This is a genomic window from Streptomyces sp. NPDC093260, assembly GCF_040683715.1.
GTDB classification, from domain to species: Bacteria; Actinomycetota; Actinomycetes; order Streptomycetales; family Streptomycetaceae; genus Streptomyces; species Streptomyces sennicomposti.
In genome coordinates this window covers 23,515-42,304 of the sequence record NZ_JBFBEK010000010.1, presented here as the reverse complement: position 1 = coordinate 42,304, position 18,790 = coordinate 23,515, and the positions used below count along the sequence as shown (strand labels likewise).

General features: G+C 74.5%; 14 protein-coding genes. 8 read left to right on the top strand and 6 right to left on the bottom strand.

Translation table 11 applies throughout. The features are described 5' to 3' along the window. Positions 1 to 13 precede the first annotated feature (13 nt). From AB0N63_RS14885 to AB0N63_RS14875, 3 genes are all read left to right on the top strand, one after another. Entirely contained in the window at positions 14 to 2,899 is a 2,886-nt protein-coding gene (locus AB0N63_RS14885; protein ID WP_365528864.1) for a DEAD/DEAH box helicase, read from the top strand. Then, the gene (locus AB0N63_RS14880; RefSeq protein ID WP_365528861.1) at positions 2,896 to 4,209 is read left to right on the top strand and encodes an SWF or SNF family helicase; all 1,314 of its coding nucleotides are present in this window, start codon (positions 2,896 to 2,898) and stop codon (positions 4,207 to 4,209) included. Before AB0N63_RS14885 ends, AB0N63_RS14880 begins: the two co-directional genes overlap by 4 nt. 153 nt (positions 4,210 to 4,362) lie before the next feature. Beyond that, entirely contained in the window at positions 4,363 to 5,733 is a 1,371-nt protein-coding gene (locus AB0N63_RS14875; protein WP_365528859.1) for an esterase-like activity of phytase family protein, read from the top strand. A 63-nt stretch (positions 5,734 to 5,796) separates the two neighbouring features. Here the strand turns inward: AB0N63_RS14875 and xylA are convergent, their stop codons facing one another. Beyond that, positions 5,797 to 6,963 carry a xylose isomerase gene (xylA, locus tag AB0N63_RS14870; RefSeq protein ID WP_365528856.1) on the bottom strand — a complete coding sequence of 389 codons (1,167 nt, stop codon included), beginning with the start codon at positions 6,961 to 6,963 and terminating at the stop codon, positions 5,797 to 5,799. A gap of 180 nt (positions 6,964 to 7,143) precedes the next feature. Here xylA and xylB point away from each other — a divergent pair, with 180 nt between their 5' ends. From xylB to AB0N63_RS14850, 4 genes are all read left to right on the top strand, one after another. Further along, the gene (xylB, locus tag AB0N63_RS14865; RefSeq protein ID WP_365528853.1) at positions 7,144 to 8,589 is read left to right on the top strand and encodes a xylulokinase; all 1,446 of its coding nucleotides are present in this window, start codon (positions 7,144 to 7,146) and stop codon (positions 8,587 to 8,589) included. 52 nt (positions 8,590 to 8,641) lie between these two features. Continuing rightward, positions 8,642 to 9,850 (top strand): ROK family transcriptional regulator, encoded by a 1,209-nt coding sequence (locus tag AB0N63_RS14860; protein WP_365528851.1) that lies wholly within the window; start codon positions 8,642 to 8,644, stop codon positions 9,848 to 9,850. Positions 9,851 to 10,189: 339 nt separating this feature from the next. Next, positions 10,190 to 10,810 (top strand): N-acetylmuramoyl-L-alanine amidase, encoded by a 621-nt coding sequence (locus AB0N63_RS14855; protein WP_365528848.1) that lies wholly within the window; start codon positions 10,190 to 10,192, stop codon positions 10,808 to 10,810. A 188-nt stretch (positions 10,811 to 10,998) separates the two neighbouring features. Further along, positions 10,999 to 13,104, top strand: a complete 2,106-nt coding sequence (locus AB0N63_RS14850; protein WP_365528845.1) for a SpoIIE family protein phosphatase — start codon at positions 10,999 to 11,001, stop codon at positions 13,102 to 13,104. A 98-nt stretch (positions 13,105 to 13,202) separates the two neighbouring features. Here AB0N63_RS14850 and AB0N63_RS14845 read toward each other — a convergent pair whose 3' ends face one another. The 5 genes from AB0N63_RS14845 to AB0N63_RS14825 form a co-directional block, all read right to left on the bottom strand. Further along, positions 13,203 to 13,397: a hypothetical protein gene (locus tag AB0N63_RS14845; protein ID WP_365528842.1), complete on the bottom strand. Its 195-nt coding sequence runs from the start codon at positions 13,395 to 13,397 to the stop codon at positions 13,203 to 13,205. Positions 13,398 to 13,561: 164 nt separating this feature from the next. Further along, positions 13,562 to 14,635 carry an acyl-CoA dehydrogenase family protein gene (locus AB0N63_RS14840; RefSeq protein WP_365528840.1) on the bottom strand — a complete coding sequence of 358 codons (1,074 nt, stop codon included), beginning with the start codon at positions 14,633 to 14,635 and terminating at the stop codon, positions 13,562 to 13,564. Next, positions 14,632 to 15,825 (bottom strand): acyl-CoA dehydrogenase family protein, encoded by a 1,194-nt coding sequence (locus AB0N63_RS14835; protein WP_365528838.1) that lies wholly within the window; start codon positions 15,823 to 15,825, stop codon positions 14,632 to 14,634. The genes AB0N63_RS14840 and AB0N63_RS14835 overlap by 4 nt, the downstream gene beginning before the upstream one ends. Continuing rightward, positions 15,822 to 16,799: an NADPH:quinone oxidoreductase family protein gene (locus AB0N63_RS14830; protein ID WP_365528835.1), complete on the bottom strand. Its 978-nt coding sequence runs from the start codon at positions 16,797 to 16,799 to the stop codon at positions 15,822 to 15,824. Before AB0N63_RS14830 ends, AB0N63_RS14835 begins: the two co-directional genes overlap by 4 nt. A 139-nt stretch (positions 16,800 to 16,938) precedes the next feature. Further along, the gene (locus AB0N63_RS14825; protein ID WP_365528832.1) at positions 16,939 to 17,526 is read right to left on the bottom strand and encodes an XRE family transcriptional regulator; all 588 of its coding nucleotides are present in this window, start codon (positions 17,524 to 17,526) and stop codon (positions 16,939 to 16,941) included. A 144-nt stretch (positions 17,527 to 17,670) separates the two neighbouring features. On the opposite strand from AB0N63_RS14825, the gene AB0N63_RS14820 reads away from it, so the two are divergent. Further along, the gene (locus AB0N63_RS14820) at positions 17,671 to 18,642 is read left to right on the top strand and encodes an NAD(P)/FAD-dependent oxidoreductase (protein WP_365529324.1); all 972 of its coding nucleotides are present in this window, start codon (positions 17,671 to 17,673) and stop codon (positions 18,640 to 18,642) included. The last annotated feature ends 148 nt before the right edge of the window (positions 18,643 to 18,790 follow it).

Sequence of the window (18,790 nt, the reverse complement as noted above, 5' to 3'; positions counted from 1 at the left end):
AATCGACGTCTCCGTGCAGAGGACTTCCTTGACACCACCGAGCGAGATTTCCGAACTGGGCGACTGCTGCGCCGTGTTCGTGCCCGGCGATCCGGCGCGCACCGGCCGGGTCGCCCTCTGGCGCCCGAACGGCAGCGCGCCCGCGGTGACCGGTCGGACGGCCGTGGCCGAACTGACGGTGGCCCTGCCAGGGGACGGTGACGTGGCGCGCGTGACCGTGCCCGCCGTCATGCTTCCCCTGTCGGCGGCCCTGCCGTTGCTCACAGGCGCGCGTGCCACCGGGCGAGGTCATCGGGCGGCCGTGTTCTGGGGCGCGGCGGCCCTGTTGGGCCTGCACTTCACGGCTCGCGGTCTGCTGCTGCCGGGCCTGTCGGCCGAGGACCACGACGCCTGGCGCGCGGCCCCCCTGCGGGAGTCGGACGCGGAGCAGGTCCGGATGCTGGCCGCCGCGATGCCGCCGGAGGCGCACGCCGTCCCGCTCGACGGCACCGGGGTCATACGGCTGCCCGATCCGGAGCGTCTGCTGCGGGCCTTCCTGGACGCCGTCGCCGACACTCTGCCCCGCTCCCCCGCGGCTGCGCTCCTGGCGGGCGGGCCGGCGTACGCCGCGCGGGAGCCACAGCGCGTGCCCGAGCAGCGAGCCTGGGCCGCCGAAGTGGCCGCGGGCCACGACGCGGGCGTACGGGTCTCGTTGCGCGTCGAGATGACGCACCCGGCGGAGACGGAGCGGGACCGCCCGGAGCCGCGCTTCCGGGCGGTGCTGCAGGTGCAGAGCGTCAACGGTCCCGCGCGGGTGGCCGATGCCGCCGAGGTCTGGGCCGGTCACGGCGCCCCGGGCGGTGCGGGAGCCCTGGGCGAGCCGTTCGGTCCGCAGGCGCGGACGGACGTCCTGCTCGCGCTGCGGCGCGCGGCCCGGACCTGGCCCGCACTGTCGCCGCTGCTGTCGGCGGCCGTGCCGGACGCCGTCGAACTCGCCGCCGACGAGGTCGCCGACCTCCTCGGCGAGGGCGTGCGCCGGCTCGCCGCGGCCGGTGTGGACGTGCACTGGCCGGCGGAACTGGCCCTCGGGCTGACCTCGGGGGTGAGCGTCGGATCGCCGTCCGAGCACGTGGACCGTCCCGGCGGCGGCGCGTCGAGTCCCCGGACGGCCCTGTCCGCCGACGCCCTGCTGCCCTTGGACCAGTGGTTCTCCCTGGGCGGCCGGCGTCTGACGCGCGAGGAGCTGGACCGGCTGGCGCAGGCCGAGCGCCCCGTGGTGCGGCTGCGCGGTCAGTGGGTGCTCGTGGACCCCGACGAGCTGCGCCGGGCGCAACGGCTCCGGGACCGGAAGATCACCGCCGTGGAGGCGCTGGGCGCCGCTCTGACGGGCTCCGCCGAGATCGACGGCCGCACGGTCGAGGTCCGGTCCACGGGATGGCTGGCGGATCTGCGGGACCGGCTGACGGGGCCGCGGGCGCAGGAGCCCGTCGCGCAGCCGGCCGCGCTCCGCGCCCGGCTGCGCGACTACCAGTTGCGCGGGCTGGGCTGGCTGGTGCGGATGACGGAGTCGGGGCTGGGCTGCTGCCTGGCCGACGACATGGGACTCGGCAAGACGATCACGCTGATCGCGCTGCACCTGCACCGGCAGGGCGATCCGGCGACCACCGGGCCCACCCTCGTGGTATGCCCGACGTCGCTGATGGGCAACTGGCAGCGGGAGATCGAACGGTTCGCGCCGGGCACGCCGGTGCGGCGCTTCCACGGTGCCCGGCGTGATCTGGCCGACCTGGCCGACGGCGAGTTCGTGCTGACCACCTACGGCACGATGCGGCTGGACGCGCAGCGGCTCGCCGACGTGGCGTGGGGCATGGTCGTGGCGGACGAGGCGCAGCATGGGAAGAACCCGTACTCGGCCACCGCCCGGCAGCTGCGCACCATCGGCGCACGCGCGCGCGTGGCGCTCACCGGCACCCCGGTGGAGAACAATCTGTCGGAGCTGTGGGCGATCCTGGACTGGGCGACGCCGGGCCTGCTGGGCCGGCTCGGGGCCTTCCGCACCCGCTACGCGCAGGCCGTGGAGAGCGGGCGCGACCCGGTCGCCGCCGAGCGGCTCGCCCGGCTGGTCGGGCCGTTCCTGCTGCGCCGCCGCAAGTCCGACCCGGGCATCGCGCCCGAGCTGCCGCCCAAGACCGAGACCGACCACGCCGTGTCCCTCACCGCGGAGCAGACGGGCCTGTACGAGGCACTGGTGCGCGAGACGCTCGCGGAGATCTCCGGCGCGGGCGGCATGGCGCGGCGTGGCCTCGTGGTGAAGCTGCTGACCGGGCTGAAGCAGATCTGCAACCACCCGGCGCAGTTCCTCAAGGAGGACCGGCCGAGGATCTCGGGCCGCTCCGGGAAGCTCGAACTGCTGGACGAGTTGCTCGGCACCATCCTCGCCGAGGGCGCGAGTGTCCTGGTGTTCACGCAGTACGTGCGGATGGCGCGGCTGATCGAGCGGCATCTGGCGGCACGCGGCGTGCGGGCGCAGTTCCTGCACGGTGGCACTCCGGTGGCCGAACGGGAGGCCATGGTGCGGCGGTTCCAGGACGGTGAGGCGCCGGTGTTCCTGCTGTCGCTGAAGGCGGCCGGCACCGGGCTCAACCTCACGCGCGCGGAGCACGTCGTGCACTACGACCGCTGGTGGAACCCGGCGGTCGAGGCGCAGGCCACCGACCGGGCGTACCGGATCGGGCAGAGCCGGCCCGTGCAGGTGCACCGGCTGATCGCCGAGGGGACGGTCGAGGACCGTATCGCCGGTCTGCTGCGCCGCAAGCAGGACCTGGCCGAGGCGGTCCTCGGGGCGGGCGAGGCCGCGCTCACCGAACTGACCGATGCCGAGCTCGCCGAACTGGTGGGGCTGCGAGGGGGAACGCGATGAGGGAGCACGACACTTTCGCGGAGCGGACGTTCGAGGCGCTGCCGCCCGCGCACGGGCGCGGGTTCGCCGAGACGTGGTGGGGCCTGGCGTGGCTGAAGGCGCTGGAGGAGACGGCCCTGGACGGCCGCCAGGTGCGGGCGGGCCGCCGGCTCGCCCGGGCCGGAGCCGTGGGCGCGGTGTCGGTACGGCCGGGCCGGGTCACGGCCGTGGTGCGCGACCCTGACGGTACGGCGCACCGCGCGGACGTCCTGCTGGAACGCCTGTCGGACGAGCAGTGGTCGGGGTTCCTGGACGTGGCCGTCGAGCGCTCCGGGCATCTGGCGGCGCTGCTGGACCGTGAACTGCCGCCGCACCTCGTGGAGGACGCGGCGGCCGCCGGGATCGAGTTGCTGCCCGGGATCGGTGATCTCGAACCGGAGTGCGGCTGCGGGGTCTGGGACCACTGTGGGCACACGGCGGCGCTCTGCCACCTGGTGGCACGGCTGCTGGACCGCGATCCCTTCGTGCTGCTGCTGATGCGCGGGCGTGACGAGCGCGCTCTGCTCGGCGAGCTGCGCGCCCGTGACACCGCCGCCGCCACGGGCACCGGTGAACCGCCCGTTCCGGACGGTGTGGACGCGGCGGACGCCTACGCGGCGGACCGTGTGTTGCCCGCGCTGCCGCCGCTGCCCGCCGTACCCGGGACGCCCGGCCCGCCGCCCTCCTTGGGCACGGGGACGGCTCCGGCGCCCGGCGTCGATCCGGACGCGCTGGAGTCGCTGGCCTCACAAGCCGCCGCGGCGGCGCACCGGTACCTCGCCGAGGCGCTGGAGGGCTCCTCGGGAGAGGAAGCGCCAGACCGGTCCCGGTGCGCCATCGGTCTCGGTCTTCAGCTGACGGCCGCTCAGGACGCCGTGCGGCTGGCCGTGGGCGTGACCGACGGCGCTGCCCTGCGTCGGCTGGCCGAGGGGTCGGGGCGCGGGGGCGAGGAGCTGGCGCGGGCCGTGCGGGCCTGGCGGCTGGGCGGCGCGACGGGGCTGTCCGTGCTCGAGGAGACGTGGGCGGTGGACGGCGAGGCGCGGGCACGCGCGCGTGCCTCCCTGGAATCGGCCTGGGAGGAGGACGAGCGGCCGCCCCTGCGCGCGAGGGGCGACCGGTGGACCGTCGTCGGTGCGGACCGCCAGCTCCGGCTGGACCGGGACGGCCTGTGGTGGCCGTACCGGAGGGAAGGGGGCAACTGGACGCCGGTCGGCGGCCCGGCCCGGGATCCGGCGACGGCCCTGGCCGTGACGGAGGGCGACACCATGCAGGAGGAGCCGGAGCAGCCCTGAGGCGCGGGGCGTGCCGGGACCGTACCGGCACGCCCCGGGGCGGGAGCAGTCCGACCGACACCGGTCGCCCGGTGTTCACCGCTGCGACGCCGGGCGTTGCGCACGGGGGCCGACCCTGACGGCTGTCAGCGCACTTGTCTCTCAGGAGGCCGAATGTCCCCGCACGCCCCCGGCCGGCGCCGCGCCCACCGTCGTCTCGCGGCGGGAGTCCCGCTCGCCCTCGTCGCCGCCCTCACGGCCCAGGGCGCCGCGGCGGCCGCACCGGCCGGGACGGACCACGCCGGAAGCGGCGGCGGCCGAGGCGCCCAGGTCGTCCGCACCGCGACGCTCGGCGACATACCGCTCGGCGCGTTCAGCAACGCCCTGCTGCCCGGCACCGTGGGCGACGACCGGGGCGTGGACCTCGGGGGCATCGGCAGCGACATCTACCCGGCGGGCCGCAGGGGCGAGTTCTGGACGGTCACCGACCGCGGGCCCAACGGCCAGATCAAGGTCGACGGCAAGAAGCGCCGCACCTTCCCGGTTCCGGGCTTCGACCCGGCGATCGTGAAGGTCCGGGTGACCGGCGACACGGTGCGGGTGCTCGACGCAATCCCCCTGACCACGTCCTCGGGCAGGCCCGTCACCGGCCTGCCCGACCAGGCGGGCCGCGACGAGGCGCCGTACTCCTACGACGCCTCGACACCGCTCGCCTACGATCCGGACGGCCTGGACACGGAAGGCATCGTGCGGGCCGCGGACGGCGGCTTCTGGCTCGTCGACGAGTACGGTCCCTCGCTCGTCCACGTCTCCGCGCGCGGGAGGGTGCTCGCGCGGTACGTGCCCAAGGGGCTCGGCCTGAAGGGCGCCGGGTACCCCGTCGTGGAGGCGCTGCCGTCCGTGCTGCTGCACCGGAAGATCAACCGGGGTTTCGAAGGCCTCGCCCTGCTTCCGGACGGCGATCTGGTGATGGCCCTGCAGAGCCCGCTGTCCCTGCCCGACGCGGACGCCGGCGACGCCTCGCGCACCACCCGGCTGCTGCGCTTCTCGCCGCGCGAGCGGGCGGTCACCGCCGAGTACGCCTACCGCTTCGACCCGGTGGGCGTGGTCGATCCGGGCGAGGACGACACCTCCGAGCTGAAGATCTCGTCCGTAGTGGCTGTGGGCCGTGACCGGCTGTTGGTGGAGGAGCGCACCGACAAGGCGGCGCGGCTTCAGGTGGTGCGACTGGCGCGCTCGGCGGACATCCTCGGGAGCCGCTGGGACGACGACACCGCCACCCCGTCGCTGGAGCAGCTCGACGACCCCGCCGCCGCGGGCGTGCCGGTGCTCGCCAAGCGCCTGGTCGTCGATCTGGGCACGGTGCCGGGTGTGCCGGGGAAGATCGAGGGCGTCGCGCGCGTGGACGACCGTACGCTCGCCCTGGTCAACGACAATGACTTCGGGATGACGGACGGGGCGGGCGCGTTCGACGCGCACGGCCGGCTGGTGGACAGCGGGGTCGAGACGACGGTGACCTACGTGCGGCTGCCGCACCGCGTCTGACGACGCACGGGCACGCAGGCCGTGGGGCACGCGTGCGTGCCCCACGGCCTGCGTGTGTCCGGGTCAGCCGCGGGCGCCCAGCAGGTGGTCCATCGCCAGCTGGTCCAGCCGCTCGAAGGCCATCCCGCGCGCGGCGGCGGCGTCGACGTCGAAGTCCTCGAAGGCCGAGCCGTCCGCGAGCAGCGCCTGCAGGCCGTCCGCGGCCGTGGGCTGCGCCAGTTCGTCCAGGCGCGAGGCACGCAGGGCCTCCTGGACCTCCGGGTCGGCGCGGAAGGCGGCGGCGCGCTCCTTGAGGATGAGGTAGTTGCGCATGCAGCCGGCCGCCGAGGCCCACACGCCGTCGATGTCCTCGGTGCGCGGCGGCTTGAAGTCGAAGTGCCGCGGGCCCTCGTAGCCCGCGCTCTCCAGCAGGTCGACCAGCCAGAAGGCGGCGCGCAGGTCCCCGGCGCCGAAGCGCAGGTCCTGGTCGTACTTGATGCCGGACTGGCCGTTGAGGTCGATGTGGAAGAGCTTGCCGGCCCACAGGGCCTGGGCGATGCCGTGCGGGAAGTTGAGGCCCGCCATCTGCTCGTGGCCCACCTCGGGGTTGACGCCGTACAGCTCCGGGCGCTCCAGGCGCTCGATGAACGCCAGTGCGTGGCCGACGGTGGGGAGCAGGATGTCGCCGCGCGGCTCGTTGGGCTTGGGCTCGATGGCGAAGCGCAGGTCGTAGCCCTGGGTGGTGACGTACTCGCCGAGGAGGTCGAACGCCTCCTTCATGCGGTCGAGGGCGGCCCGGACGTCCTTGGCGGCACCGGACTCGGCGCCCTCGCGGCCGCCCCAGGCGACGTACGTCTTCGCGCCCAGCTCGGCCGCCAGGTCGATGTTGCGGATCGTCTTGCGCAGCGCGTAGCGGCGCACGTCACGGTCGTTGGCGGTGAACGCGCCGTCCTTGAAGACGGGGTGCGTGAAGAGGTTGGTGGTGGCCATCGGCACGGTCATGCCGGTCGCGTCGAGCGCCTGCCGGAAGCGCTTGATGTGCGACTCGCGCTCGGTCTCGGAGGACCCGAAGGGGATCAGGTCGTCATCGTGGAAGGTCACTCCGTGGGCGCCCAGCTCGGCCAGGCGCCGCACCGTCTCGACCGGGTCGAGGGCACCGCGGGTGGCGTCGCCGAACGGGTCCCGTCCCTGCCAGCCGACGGTCCACAGTCCGAAGGTGAACCTGTCCTCGGGGGTGGGCTGGTAGTTCATGCGGCGGCTCCTTGCTCGCTTGCGACTATTTCGTCATGGCGATTTACAAATTAGTATGCCGACGCGTCCCTGGGAAGGGACAGGAGGGGCCCGACCTCGGATCCACCCCGTCGGCGGGACCCGCGCAACCCACACAACCGCTGGTCAGATGCGGTGAGCCGCGAACATGAGGGAGAACCGATGTCAGCAGCCGAGGGTCCGCTCGTCGTCGGTGTGGACTCGTCCACCCAGTCCACCAAGGTGCTCGTCGTCGACGCGGCCACCGGTCGCGTCGTGGCGAGCGGCCAGGCGGCGCACGCCGTCTCCGGCGGGGCCGGGCGCGAGAGCGACCCGCGCCAGTGGTGGGACGCGCTGCGCGCGGCGCTGCACCAGTGCGGAGAGGCGGCGCACGAGGCCGCCGCCGTCTCGGTCGCCGGCCAGCAGCACGGGCTGGTCACCCTGGACGCGCAGGGCGATCCGGTGCGCCCCGCGCTGCTGTGGAACGACGTGCGCTCGGCCCCGCAGGCGCGGCGGCTGGTGGCGGAGCTGGGCGGCGGGAAGGCGTGGTCGGAGCGCACCGGCAGCGTGCCGGGCGCGTCCTTCACGGTCACGAAGTGGGCGTGGCTCGCCGAGAACGAGCCGGAGGCGGCGCGGTCGACGGCCGCGGTGCGTCTGCCGCACGACTACCTCACCGAGCGGCTGACGGGGCAGGGCACCACCGACCGGGGCGACGCCTCGGGGACGGGCTGGTGGGCGTCGGCGACCGAGACGTACGACGAGGAGATCCTCGGCCGCGTCGGCCTCGACCCGGCGCTGCTGCCCCGTGTGGTGCGGCCCGGCGAGGTGGCGGGCACCGTGCGCGACGGCCACGACCTGCCCTTCTCCAAGGGCACCCTGGTCGCGCCCGGCACCGGTGACAACGCCGCCGCCGCACTCGGCCTCGGGTTGCGTCCCGGCACGCCGGTGCTCAGCCTCGGCACCTCCGGCACGGTGTACGCGGTGTCCGTGCACCGGCCCGCCGATCCGTCGGGCACCGTGGCCGGCTTCGCCGACGCGCGCGGCGACTGGCTTCCGCTGGCCTGCACCCTGAACTGCACGCTCGCCGTGGACCGGATCGCCGGCCTGCTCGGCCGGGACCGGGAGGCGGTGGAACCGGGCGGCGCCGTCACGCTGCTCCCCTTCCTGGACGGCGAGCGCACCCCGAACCTCCCGGACGCCTCCGGGCTGCTGCACGGACTGCGCCACGACACCACGGCCGGGCAGCTGCTCCAGGCGGCCTACGACGGCGCCGTCCACTCCCTGCTGGGGGCGCTGGACCTGGTCCTCGACCAGGACGCCGACCGCACCACCCCGCTGCTGCTGATCGGCGGCGGCGCCCGCGGCACGGCCTGGCAGCAGACCGTACGGCGGCTGTCGGGCCGGCCGGTCCAGGTGCCGCAGGCCCGGGAACTGGTCGCGCTGGGCGCGGCGGCGCAGGCGGCCGGCCTGCTGACCGGCGAGGACCCGGCCGCGGTCGCCCGCCGCTGGAAGACGGCAGACGGCCCGGTGCTGGCGGCCGTCGAGCGGGACGAGGCGACACTCGCGCGGATCTCCGGGGTACTCTCCGACGCGTCCCCGCTGCTGGAGCGGGCGGCGCGAACCCACTGACGGGCGCCGGCGGGCGCCCGCCGGCCGGACACCGACCGAGGACGACGGAGGCATGAGCGCACCGCTGCACGAACCCCACCCGGCCGGTCCCGGGCGCGCGCTGCCCGACACCCAGCAGGGCATGCGGCGGCGCAATCTGGCCCGGGTCATGCACGCCGTCAGTGCCGAGGGGCCCCTGTCGAGGGCGGCGGTGGCCTCCCGCATCGGGCTGACGCGTGCGGCGGTCTCCACCCTGGTGGACGAGCTGATCCGGTCGGGGCTGCTCGAGGAGCTGGGCCCCGAGCGGCCCGGCCGGGTGGGCAGGCCGGGTTCGGCGCTCGCCGTCAGCGGTCGCGGTCCGGCCGGGGTCGGCGCCGAGGTCGGCGTCGACCACCTGGCGGTCTGCGTGGTCGATCTGCGGGGCGAGGTACGGGCGCGGGCCGTACGGCACGGCACCAACCGCGGCCGCTCCCCCGAACCGGTGGCAGAGGAACTCACCGCGCTGATATCCCAGGTCGTCGCCGAGACGGAGGCCCAGGGCCTGTGGCCCGCGGGGCTCGCCGTCGCCGTGCCCGGTCTGATCGCGCGGGACGGCCGTACGGTCGTGCGGGCGCCCAACCTGGACTGGCACCACACCGATCTGAGCGCCCTGCTGCCGGACGAGTTCGGCCCCGTCGTGGACAACGAGGCGAATTTCGGCGCCCTGGCGGAACTGTGGCTCGGCGAGGGCACACCGCAGGACTTCCTGCATGTGTCGGCGGAGATCGGCATCGGCGCCGCCGTGGTGGTCGACGGACGGCTGCTGCGCGGAACGCGCGGTTTCGCGGGCGAACTGGGGCACGTCCCGGTCGAACCGGAAGGACCCGCCTGCCCGTGCGGCGGACGCGGCTGCCTGGAGCAGTACGCGGGCGAGGAGGCCGTGCTGCGGGCGGCCGGCCTGACGGCGGGCGAGGGGCGGGTGGGACTGCTCGCCACCCGCGCCGCCGACGGCGACGAGGCCGTACGGCGGGCGCTGCGCGAGGCCGGCCGGGCCCTCGGGATCGCCCTGACCGGCGCGGTCAACCTGCTCGACCCCGAGGCCGCCGTGCTGGGCGGCGCGCTGGCCGGACTCGCGCCCTGGCTCCTGCCGGCGCTGGAGGCCGAACTCGACCGGCGCACCGCCGGTCCCGCCTGCCCGGTGTCCGTCTCCCGGCTCGGCCCCGAGGGGCCGCTGCTGGGGGCCGCTCATTCGGTGATCCGGGCCGTCCTCGACGACCCTGCGGCGGTCGCCGGACGCGCCTGACAGCACGTCATTCACTCGTTCGGGCGGCGGAGTTGTGCACAAGTCGCGGCCCGTCCACCGATCTTTGCCGTGCTCTTCTGCCCAACCCCTGAGCGCCGTACCGTGATTCACGCGAGACGCCGTCCCCGGGCCCGGGACGACGGCACGCGGCGCGGACGGACGCGGCATACGTACGTCGGCGCGAACCCGCCACACGCGTGCGGCCGGGCTCCGCGAGGAGCGGCCGGCCGTGCGCGACACTCGCCGCACCGGGCGGTGTCCCCGCGCGCAGTCGAGCACTCCCACGCCCCCACGCAGTCGAGCACACCAAGAGGACGCCCACGAGAAAGGTGATCGCCCATGAACCGCGCCGGACCCCCGCCGAGCAGACGGCGGATCATCAAGGGCGCCGCCGCCCTGGCCGCCGTCCCCACCGTCTTACTCCCCGCCGCCCATGCGGTCGCCCGTCCACGGCCGGCCGCGCGCTCCGAGACCGCCGCCTACCCGGCCGTGGAGTGGCAGCCGGCGAGCACCGCGAACTACACGGCCTCCAACCGGCCCACCAGCTACTCCCTCGACCGGGTGATCATCCACATCACCCAGGAGACCTACGCCGACACGCTGGCCATCTTCCAGAACCCGCAGAAGAAGGTGTCCGCGCACTACCTCGTCCGGTCCGCCGACGGGCACATCGCGCAGTGCGTGAGCGAGGCGAACGTCGCCTGGCACGCGGGCAACTGGGACTACAACACGCGCAGCATCGGCATCGAGCACGAGGGCTGGGTGGACCAGCCCGCCTACTTCACCAACGTCCTGTACGCCGAGTCGGCCCGGCTCACCGCGGCCGTCTGCGACCGCTACGGCATTCCCAAGGACCGCGCCCACATCATCGGGCACTACGAGGTGCCGGGCACCGACCACACCGACCCCGGGCCGAACTGGGACTGGGTCCGCTACATAAGAATGGTCAACTTCTCCTGACGGCCTCCGCCCCCGGGCCGCGGGAACGACCGCCCGCGGCCCGGCGCGGAACCGGGCGACCGCATCGGGCGCCGCCCCCGGCCGGGCGCTGCGCGTGCGACGGACCTGCGGCTGGAGCACGCTGGAAAAGCGCCCTCGGTCCACGTGTCGCGGCGGGCGCCCCGGCTCGCGGCCCGAAGGAGGTCCCAGTGGCGCACGGCGATCCGGGCCGGCCCGTGGACGAGACCTCGGCGGCCATGCTCCAGGCCCTGTTCACCAGCTCGCCCGTCGGGCTCCACCTGCTCGATCCGGATCTGCGGGTGGTGCGGCTGAACACGGCGACGCCCGCCACGCGTGGCGTGTCCCCGGACGACGTCGTCGGCCGGCCGATCCGCGACATCTACCACATGGTCGAGGGCAACGAAGCGGAGATCGTGCTCCAGAACGTGCTGGAGACCGGCGAACCGCTGTGGCAGCACATCATCCGCGCTCGGATCAAGGGAGAGGAGCCGGAACAGCGCTATTTCGAGATCACCGCACTGCGACTGGAGGGCCGCGACCACAAGGTGCTCGGTCTGGCGGTCACCGCCATCGACGTCACCGAACGCGAACGGGGCCGCTCCCGCACCAAGGTGCTGGAGGCCGTGCGGCGGCAGGTGGGACGCACCCTCGATCCGGCGGTGACCGGGTCGGAGCTGGTCTCAGCGCTGGTCCCGGAGTTCGCCGACGTCGCGATCGTCGAGGTGGTGGACTCGGTGATCCGCGGGGACGAACCCCCGCCGGCGCCCATGCCGCCGGGGACGCCGCTGATGCGCACCGCGTTCCGCAGCGGTGAGGCGCACCCGCCGCAGGCCTTCCCCGCGGGCGAGGTGCGCCGGCTGCCGGCGCCGACGCCGTTCACCCAGGCGCTGAGCGATCTGCGCCCGCGGGTGGTCCCGCTGCGCCCGGGAGCGCCGTGGATGCCCGTCGATCCGGTTCGCACGGAGGCGATGCACTCCTCCCGCTCCCACACGCTGCTGGTGGTGCCGCTGGCGTTGCGCGACGCGGTGCTGGGCCTGGTCAGCCTGTACCGGACCGGGGAGTCGCCGCCGTTCGACACAGGCGATCAACAGCTGGCGGTGGAGCTGGCCGCGCACACCGCCCTGGGCATCGACAACGCGCGCCGCTTCATCCGCGAGCACACCGTCGCCGCCACGGTCCAGCGTCAGTTGCTGCCCCGCAGGCCCGAGACCCACACCTCACTGGAAACCTCCTACCTGTCGGTCACGGGCGCCGATCCGGGCGCCTGGTACGACTCGATCGCCCTGTCCGGGGCGCGGACCGCGCTGGTGGTCGGCAACGTCTCGGGGCGGGGGCTGAACGCGGCGGCCACCATGGGCCAGCTGCGCACGGTCGTACGGTCCCTGGCGGCGTTCGACCTGGCGCCGGACGAGTTGCTGGCCCGGCTGCACGACACGGCGCTCGCGCTGGCCTACGAGCGGGCGAACCTGCCGCTGGGCGATCCGCTGCGCCGGGAGGCGCTGACCGCGAACTGCGTGTACGCCGTGCACGACCCGCTGGCCGGGACCTGTGTGATGGCGACGGCGGGGCGGCTGGCGCCGGTCGTGGCCCGACCGGGCGACCGCGTCACCGTGCCGGACACCCCGTCCGGGCCGTGTCTGGGTGCGACGGAGGACGCGCCGTTCGCGACGGCCGAGTTCGAGGTGCCGCCCGGCAGCGTGCTGGTCTTCACCAGCGACCCGGTGGTCACCGCCTACCTGGCGGACTCGTCCCCGCAGCTGCGGGGAGCGGCGGAGTACGCGGAGCGGCCGCTGCGGGACCTGTGCGACGCGGTCGTCTACGCCCTTCCCGACGGGCTCGGCGCGGGCGACGCCGCGGTGATCATCGCGCGGACCCAAGCGTTCCCGGAGTCCGACTTCGTCACCTGGCGGCTGGAGGCCGACCGTACCTCGGTCGCCTCCGCACGGCGCCACGCCCGTCGGCAGCTCGCCGACTGGGGCGTGGACGAGGAGACGTCGTTCAACACGCAGCTGATCGTCAGCGAACTCGTCACCAACGCGGTCCGGTACGGGACGCCGCCCATCGAGGTGCGGCTGATCCACGACCGGGCGCTCACCTGCGAGGTACGCGACGCCAGTCCGGCGGCGCCGCACCTGCGGCACGCGCATGTGGCCGACGAGGGCGGCCGCGGGCTGTTCATCACCGCTCAGGTGGCCCAGTCGTGGGGCATCAGGTACTCGCCCACGGGCAAGACCGTCTGGACCGAGCAGTCCCTCCCGGATGACGCCGAGCAGTCCCTCCCGGACCACCACTGACACCGCGCGGGGCCGCGCCGCCCGGGACGCCGACGGCCGTGTGGTCGACGTCCTCGGTCGCCGCTGACGTCCGGAAGAGCTTCGCGGGCCGGTGCGGTTCAGGGGTGCAGGCTGCTGACGACCTGCGCGGTGGCCAGCAGGCCCTCGTGGATGGTGGGCGCCATGCTGGAGTCGGCCAGGAAGAAGCCGAGCATGCCGCAGACCAGGGCGTGCGAGAACTTCAGCGCGCAGTTGCGCACGAAGATGATCGCCAGGATCGCGAGCAACAGCACCACAGAGATGGAAATCGCCATCGTCAGCCTCCTCCGCCACGCCCACTTCGCGGCTTTCGGCGGCAAGTGTGACGTAGCGGGGGGTTCGTCCGGGCGGCTGACATGTCGGCCGAACGTGTGGTTCTGCGCTTCGGCTCCCGTCGTGTGCCCGCCCCGGCCGGCGCGGGCACACGACGGGGTGTGCGTCAGGGGGCCTGGAGGTCCACCAGACCGGCCAGCGTCTCGCGGTGGGCGCCCGCGGTGCCGTAGGCGAGGGAGTCGGCCTTGGCCCGTTTCAGATACAGATGGACCGGGTGCTCCCAGGTCATGCCGATGCCGCCGTGCAGTTGCAGCGCCTCCTCGGCGGCGTGGACGGCGGCCGGGGCGGCGTGGGCCTGGGCGACGGCGGCGGCCACGTCGGCGTCGTCGTCGCGCGCGAGGGCGTCGGCGGCGTTGCGGGCGGCGGCGCGGAGGTTGACGACTTCCAGCCACAGCTGGGCGAGCCGGTGCTTGAGCGCCTGGAAGCCGCCGACCGGCCGGTTGAACTGCTTGCGGTCCTTCAGGTAGCGCACGGTCTCGGTCAACGACCAGTCGGCGAGGCCGAACTGCTCGGAGGCGAGCAGTCCCGCGCCGGTGCGCAGCGCACGGCGCACCGCGGGCCCGGCGTCGCCGACACGGCGGCCGGCGGCGCCGTCGAACCGTACGGTCGCCACCGGGCGGGTCAGGTCCAGGGACACCTGGCCGGTGACGGTCACCGCGTCGGAGTCCACCGCGTACAGGCCGCCGTCCTCGGCCGGGACGAGCAGGACGTCGGCGGCGGCCGCGTCCGCGATGCCGGTCAACTCCCCGTACAGCACACCGTCCTGGACCCGTACGGCGGGGAAGGCGGCGCCGGGGGCCAGGTGGAGGGCGACCGCCAGGACGCCGACGGAGCGGCCGGAGGCCAGCCGGGCGAGCAGTTCCTCCTCTCCGCAGGCCAGCAGCGCCTCGGTGGCGACGACGGCACTGGTGAGATACGGGACCGGAGCGACCGCCCGGCCCAACTCCTCGAGGACGACGGCCGCTTCGCGGTGCGTGGCACCCTGCCCGCCCTGCTCCTCGGGCACCAGCAGACCGGCAAGACCCATGTCCTCGGCGAGCGACTTCCACAGGGCGAGGTCGTGCGGCGCCTCCGACCCGGCCCGCGCGAGCACGCCCGCCGCGTCGCAGTGGTCCGTGAGCAGGTCGCGGACCGCGGCGCGCAGTGCCTCCTCCTCCTCGGAGTAGAGAAGATCGGTCATCGGGCCAGGTCCTTCCAGGCGACGTCCTTGTCGGTGCGCGGCTCGGCGGGCAGGCCCAGGACGCGTTCGGCGACGATGTTCAGCAGGATCTCGCTGGTGCCGCCCTCGATGCTGTTGCCCTTGGCGCGCAGATAGCGGTATCCGGCGTCGCGGCCGGTGAAGTCGACCAGTTCGGGGCGGCGCATGGTCCAGTCGTCGTACAACAGGCCTTCTCCGGCGAGCAGTTCCACCTCCAGGCCGCTGATCTCCTGGTTGAGGCGGGCGAAGGCGAGTTTCATGCCGGAGCCCTCGTAACCGGGCTGGCCGGCGGCGAGTTGCTGGCGCAGACGTTCGGCGGTGAGCCGGGAGACCTCGGCCTCCACCCACAGCTTCAGCAGCCGCTGGTGCAGGTCGTGGGTGCGCAGTTCCGGGCGTTCGCGCCAGGTCTTCGCCACCGGGCCGATCATGCCGCCCTCGCGGGGCAGCCGCATGCCGCCGATGGAGACCCGCTCGTTCATCAGCGTGGTCTGCGCGACCCGCCAGCCCTCGCCGATGCCGCCCAGACGGTGGGAGTCGGGGATGCGGACGCCGGTGAGGAAGACCTCGTTGAACTCGGCCTCGCCGGTGATCTGGCGCAGCGGCCGGACCTCGACGCCGGGGTCGGTCATGTCACACAGGAAGTAGGTGATGCCCTGATGCTTGGGCAGGTCGGGGTCGGTGCGCGCGACGAGGATGGCCCAGCGGGCGACATGGGCGCTGGAGGTCCACACCTTCTGCCCGTCGATCACCCAGTCGTCACCGTCGCGGACGGCGCGGGTGCCGAGCGCGGCCAGGTCGGAGCCGGCGCCGGGCTCGCTGAACAGCTGACACCACACCTCCCGGCCGGTCCACAGGGGCCGCAGGAAGCGCCGCTGCTGCTCCTCGGTGCCGTAGCGCAGGATGGTGGGGGCGGCCATGCCCAGGCCGATGCCGATGCGGCGCGGGTCGTTGTCGGGGGCGCCGGCCGCCTCCAGCTCGGCGTCGACGACGGCCTGGAGCGAGCGGGGGGCGCCGAGGCCGCCGAGGCCCTCCGGGTAGTGCACCCAGGCGAGGCCCGTGTCGAACCGGGCTTCGAGGAAGGCCTGCCGGTCGGTCGTCGCGGGTGGACGGGCGGCCAGCAGCTCCCGGGTGCGGCGGCGCAGTCCGGCCGCGTCGAGGCGGCGTTCGGTCATACGGCGGCTCCGTTCTCCGGCGCGGGCACCACGGCGATACGGCCGGTGGTGACGCCGTCGGCGACCCGCTGCACGGCGCCGGCGGCACCGGCCAGCGGCACCCGCTCGCTCACCAGCGGCTTGATCGCGCCCCGGGCGGCCAGTTCGGTGAGCTGCTCGTGGCAGTGCTGGACCAGCTTCGGGTTCTTGAAGTTGTACAGGCCCCAGTGCAGGCCGAGGATCGAGTAGTTCTTCACCAGCGCGTGGTTCAGCGCGGGACTGGGGATGGTGCCGCTGGCGAAGCCCACGACGACGATCCGGCCCTCGAAGGCGACGGTCTTGGCGGACTGGGTGTAGGCCGCGCCGCCGACCGGGTCGTAGACCACGTCGGCGCCCCGGCCGCCGGTGGCCTCCTTGACCGCCGCGACGACGTCCTCGGCGCGCCGGTCGACGACCACGTCGCAGCCCAGGTCACGGGCCACGGCGGCCTTGTCCGGGCCGCCGACGACACCGATGACGGTGGCGCCGGCCGCCTTGCCGAGCTGGACGGCCGCGCTGCCGACGCCGCCCGCGGCGGCGTGGACGAGCAGCGTCTCGCCGGCCTCCAGGCGCGCCCGGCGGTGCAGGCCGAACCAGCCCGTCTGGTAGCCGATGTGCAAGGCGGCCGCCTCGGCGTCGTCCAAGGCCTCGGGAGCGGGCAGCAGGGCCGCGGCGTCCGCGACGGCGTACTCTGCGAAACCGCCGTACGGCAGCGCCGGGTTGGCGATCACCCGGCGGCCATCCTCGGTCTCGCCGCAGATCTCCACGCCCGGGGTGAAGGGCAGCGGCGGACGGACCTGGTACTGGCCGCGGCACAGCAGCGCGTCCGGGAAGTTGATGTTGGCGGCACGCACCCTCAGCAGGACCTGGCCGTCGCCGGGCGCGGGCCGCTCGGTCTCCTCCAGCCGCATCACCTCGCTCGGTTCGCCGTTCTCGTGCACTCGCCATGCCTGCATGCGCCGCCTCCACGGGTGACTGCTTCGTCGGACCGGGTCATCCGCATACTAAGCGGTCGCTTGCCGATCGCGGAACCCATGGACCGGCCGGATCGCCCGACCGCCGGCCGAACGATCGGGTCACCGCCCCCGTGCCTGGTCAGTCGTCCTCGGCACGGCGGCTCGGTCGCGCCCGGACGTGCATCCGCTCGCCCTGCGGTCCGAACAGGCTCAGGAACTCCACCGGCCCCTCCCCCGTCGAGCCGAACCAGTGCGGCACACGTGTGTCGAACTCCGCCACCTCGCCCGCCCCGAGCACCACGTCGTGCTCCCCCAGCACCAGCCGCAGCCTGCCGGAGAGCACGTACAGCCATTCGTAGCCCTCATGGGTGCGCGGGTCGGGCTCCAGCTTGCGCTGCGGTTCGAGCACCTTGTACGCCTGCAGGCCGCCCGGCTGGCGGGTGAGCGGCCAGTGGGTGCGCCCGCCGCGCACGATCGGCTTGCGGGCGCGCACCCGGGGGTCGTCGACCGGCGGCGCGCCGACCAGTTCGTCGAGCGGCACCTGATGGGCCTGCGCGATCGGCAGCAGCAGCTCCAGGCTGGGTTTGCGCAGGCCGGACTCCAGCCGCGAGAGGGTGGAGACGGAGATGCCGGTCGTCTCCGAGAGGGCCGCGAGGGTCACCTCGCGCTCCTTGCGGAGCCGGCGCAGCCTCGGCCCCACACCCGCCAGTACGTCGTCGGTACTCATGTCGATATTGCAGGTTCGGCAAAGGCGTTTGTCAATCCGGCAGCGCTCGGGGGACCGTCGTGCGCGGAGGTGGTCATCGTGAGCGAGAAGACCGGACAGAGCGACAAGAGCGGGACCGAGAGGGTCGGGCGGGCCGGGAAGGCCGTGGAGGCCGGCCGGGCCGGGGCGTACGAGGTGGTCGTGGTCGGTGGCGGCGCGGCCGGGCTGTCCGCCGCGCTGGTCCTCGGGCGGGCCCGGCGTCGCACCCTGGTCGTGGACGCGGGCGAGCCGCGCAACGCGCCCTCCGCGCACCTGCAGGGGTTCCTGTCGCGCGACGGCATGCCGCCGGCCGAGCTGCTGGCCGTGGGCCGCGAGGAGATCGCGCGGTACGGGGTCGAGCTGGTCCGGGACCGGGCGGTGGACGCCGTACGGGACGCCGGCGGTGAGTTCGACGTCACCCTGGCCGGCGGGCGCACGGTGCACGCCCGGCACCTGGTCGTCGCGACCGGGCTGAAGGACGAGCTGCCGAAGGTTGCGCGGCTCGCCGAGCGCTTCGGGCGGGACGTGCTGCACTGCCCTTACTGCCACGGCTGGGAGGTGCGCGACCAGGCCTTCGGGGTGCTGGCCACGACGGCGCTGAGCGTGCACCAGGCGTTGATGGTGACCCAGTGGTCCAAGGACGTGACCCTGTTCCTGCACGAGGTGGACGAGGCGGAGCTGTCCGACGACGATCTGCGCAGGCTGGCCGCGGCGGGGGTCGCCGTGGTGCCGGGGAGGGTGACGGAGGTCGTGGTCGACGACGACCGGCTGACCGGGGTCCGGCTCGCCGACGGGACGGCGCACGCCCGCGAGGCGCTGTTCGTCGCGCCGCGGGCCGTGCCGCGCACCGAGCTGCTGCGGCGGCTGGGCGCCGAGCTGAGCGAGACGCCGTTCGGCGCGTATCCGGTGATCGACGAGCGTGGGCTGACCAGCGTGCCCGGGCTGTGGGCGGCCGGCAACGCGAGCGGTTTCGCCGAGCAGGTGATCAACGCGGCCAGCCGGGGCTACCGGGCCGGCGCGGCGATCAACGGCGAACTGCTGTTCGCCGACCTCGACGCGGCGGTGGCCGCCCGGAGCGGGGCGGCGGCGGGGGCGTAGCCGCCCGGGCACGCCGCGCCGCGGCCGGGCACCGGCCCGCGGGCGGCGCGCCCCGCGGAGCCGGGCCGCCGTCCCGGGCCCCGCCGTGCACGGGCCGCAGGCCGCAGGCCCCACGCGCCCCGGGCGCCGGACCGCGCACCGGACGGGC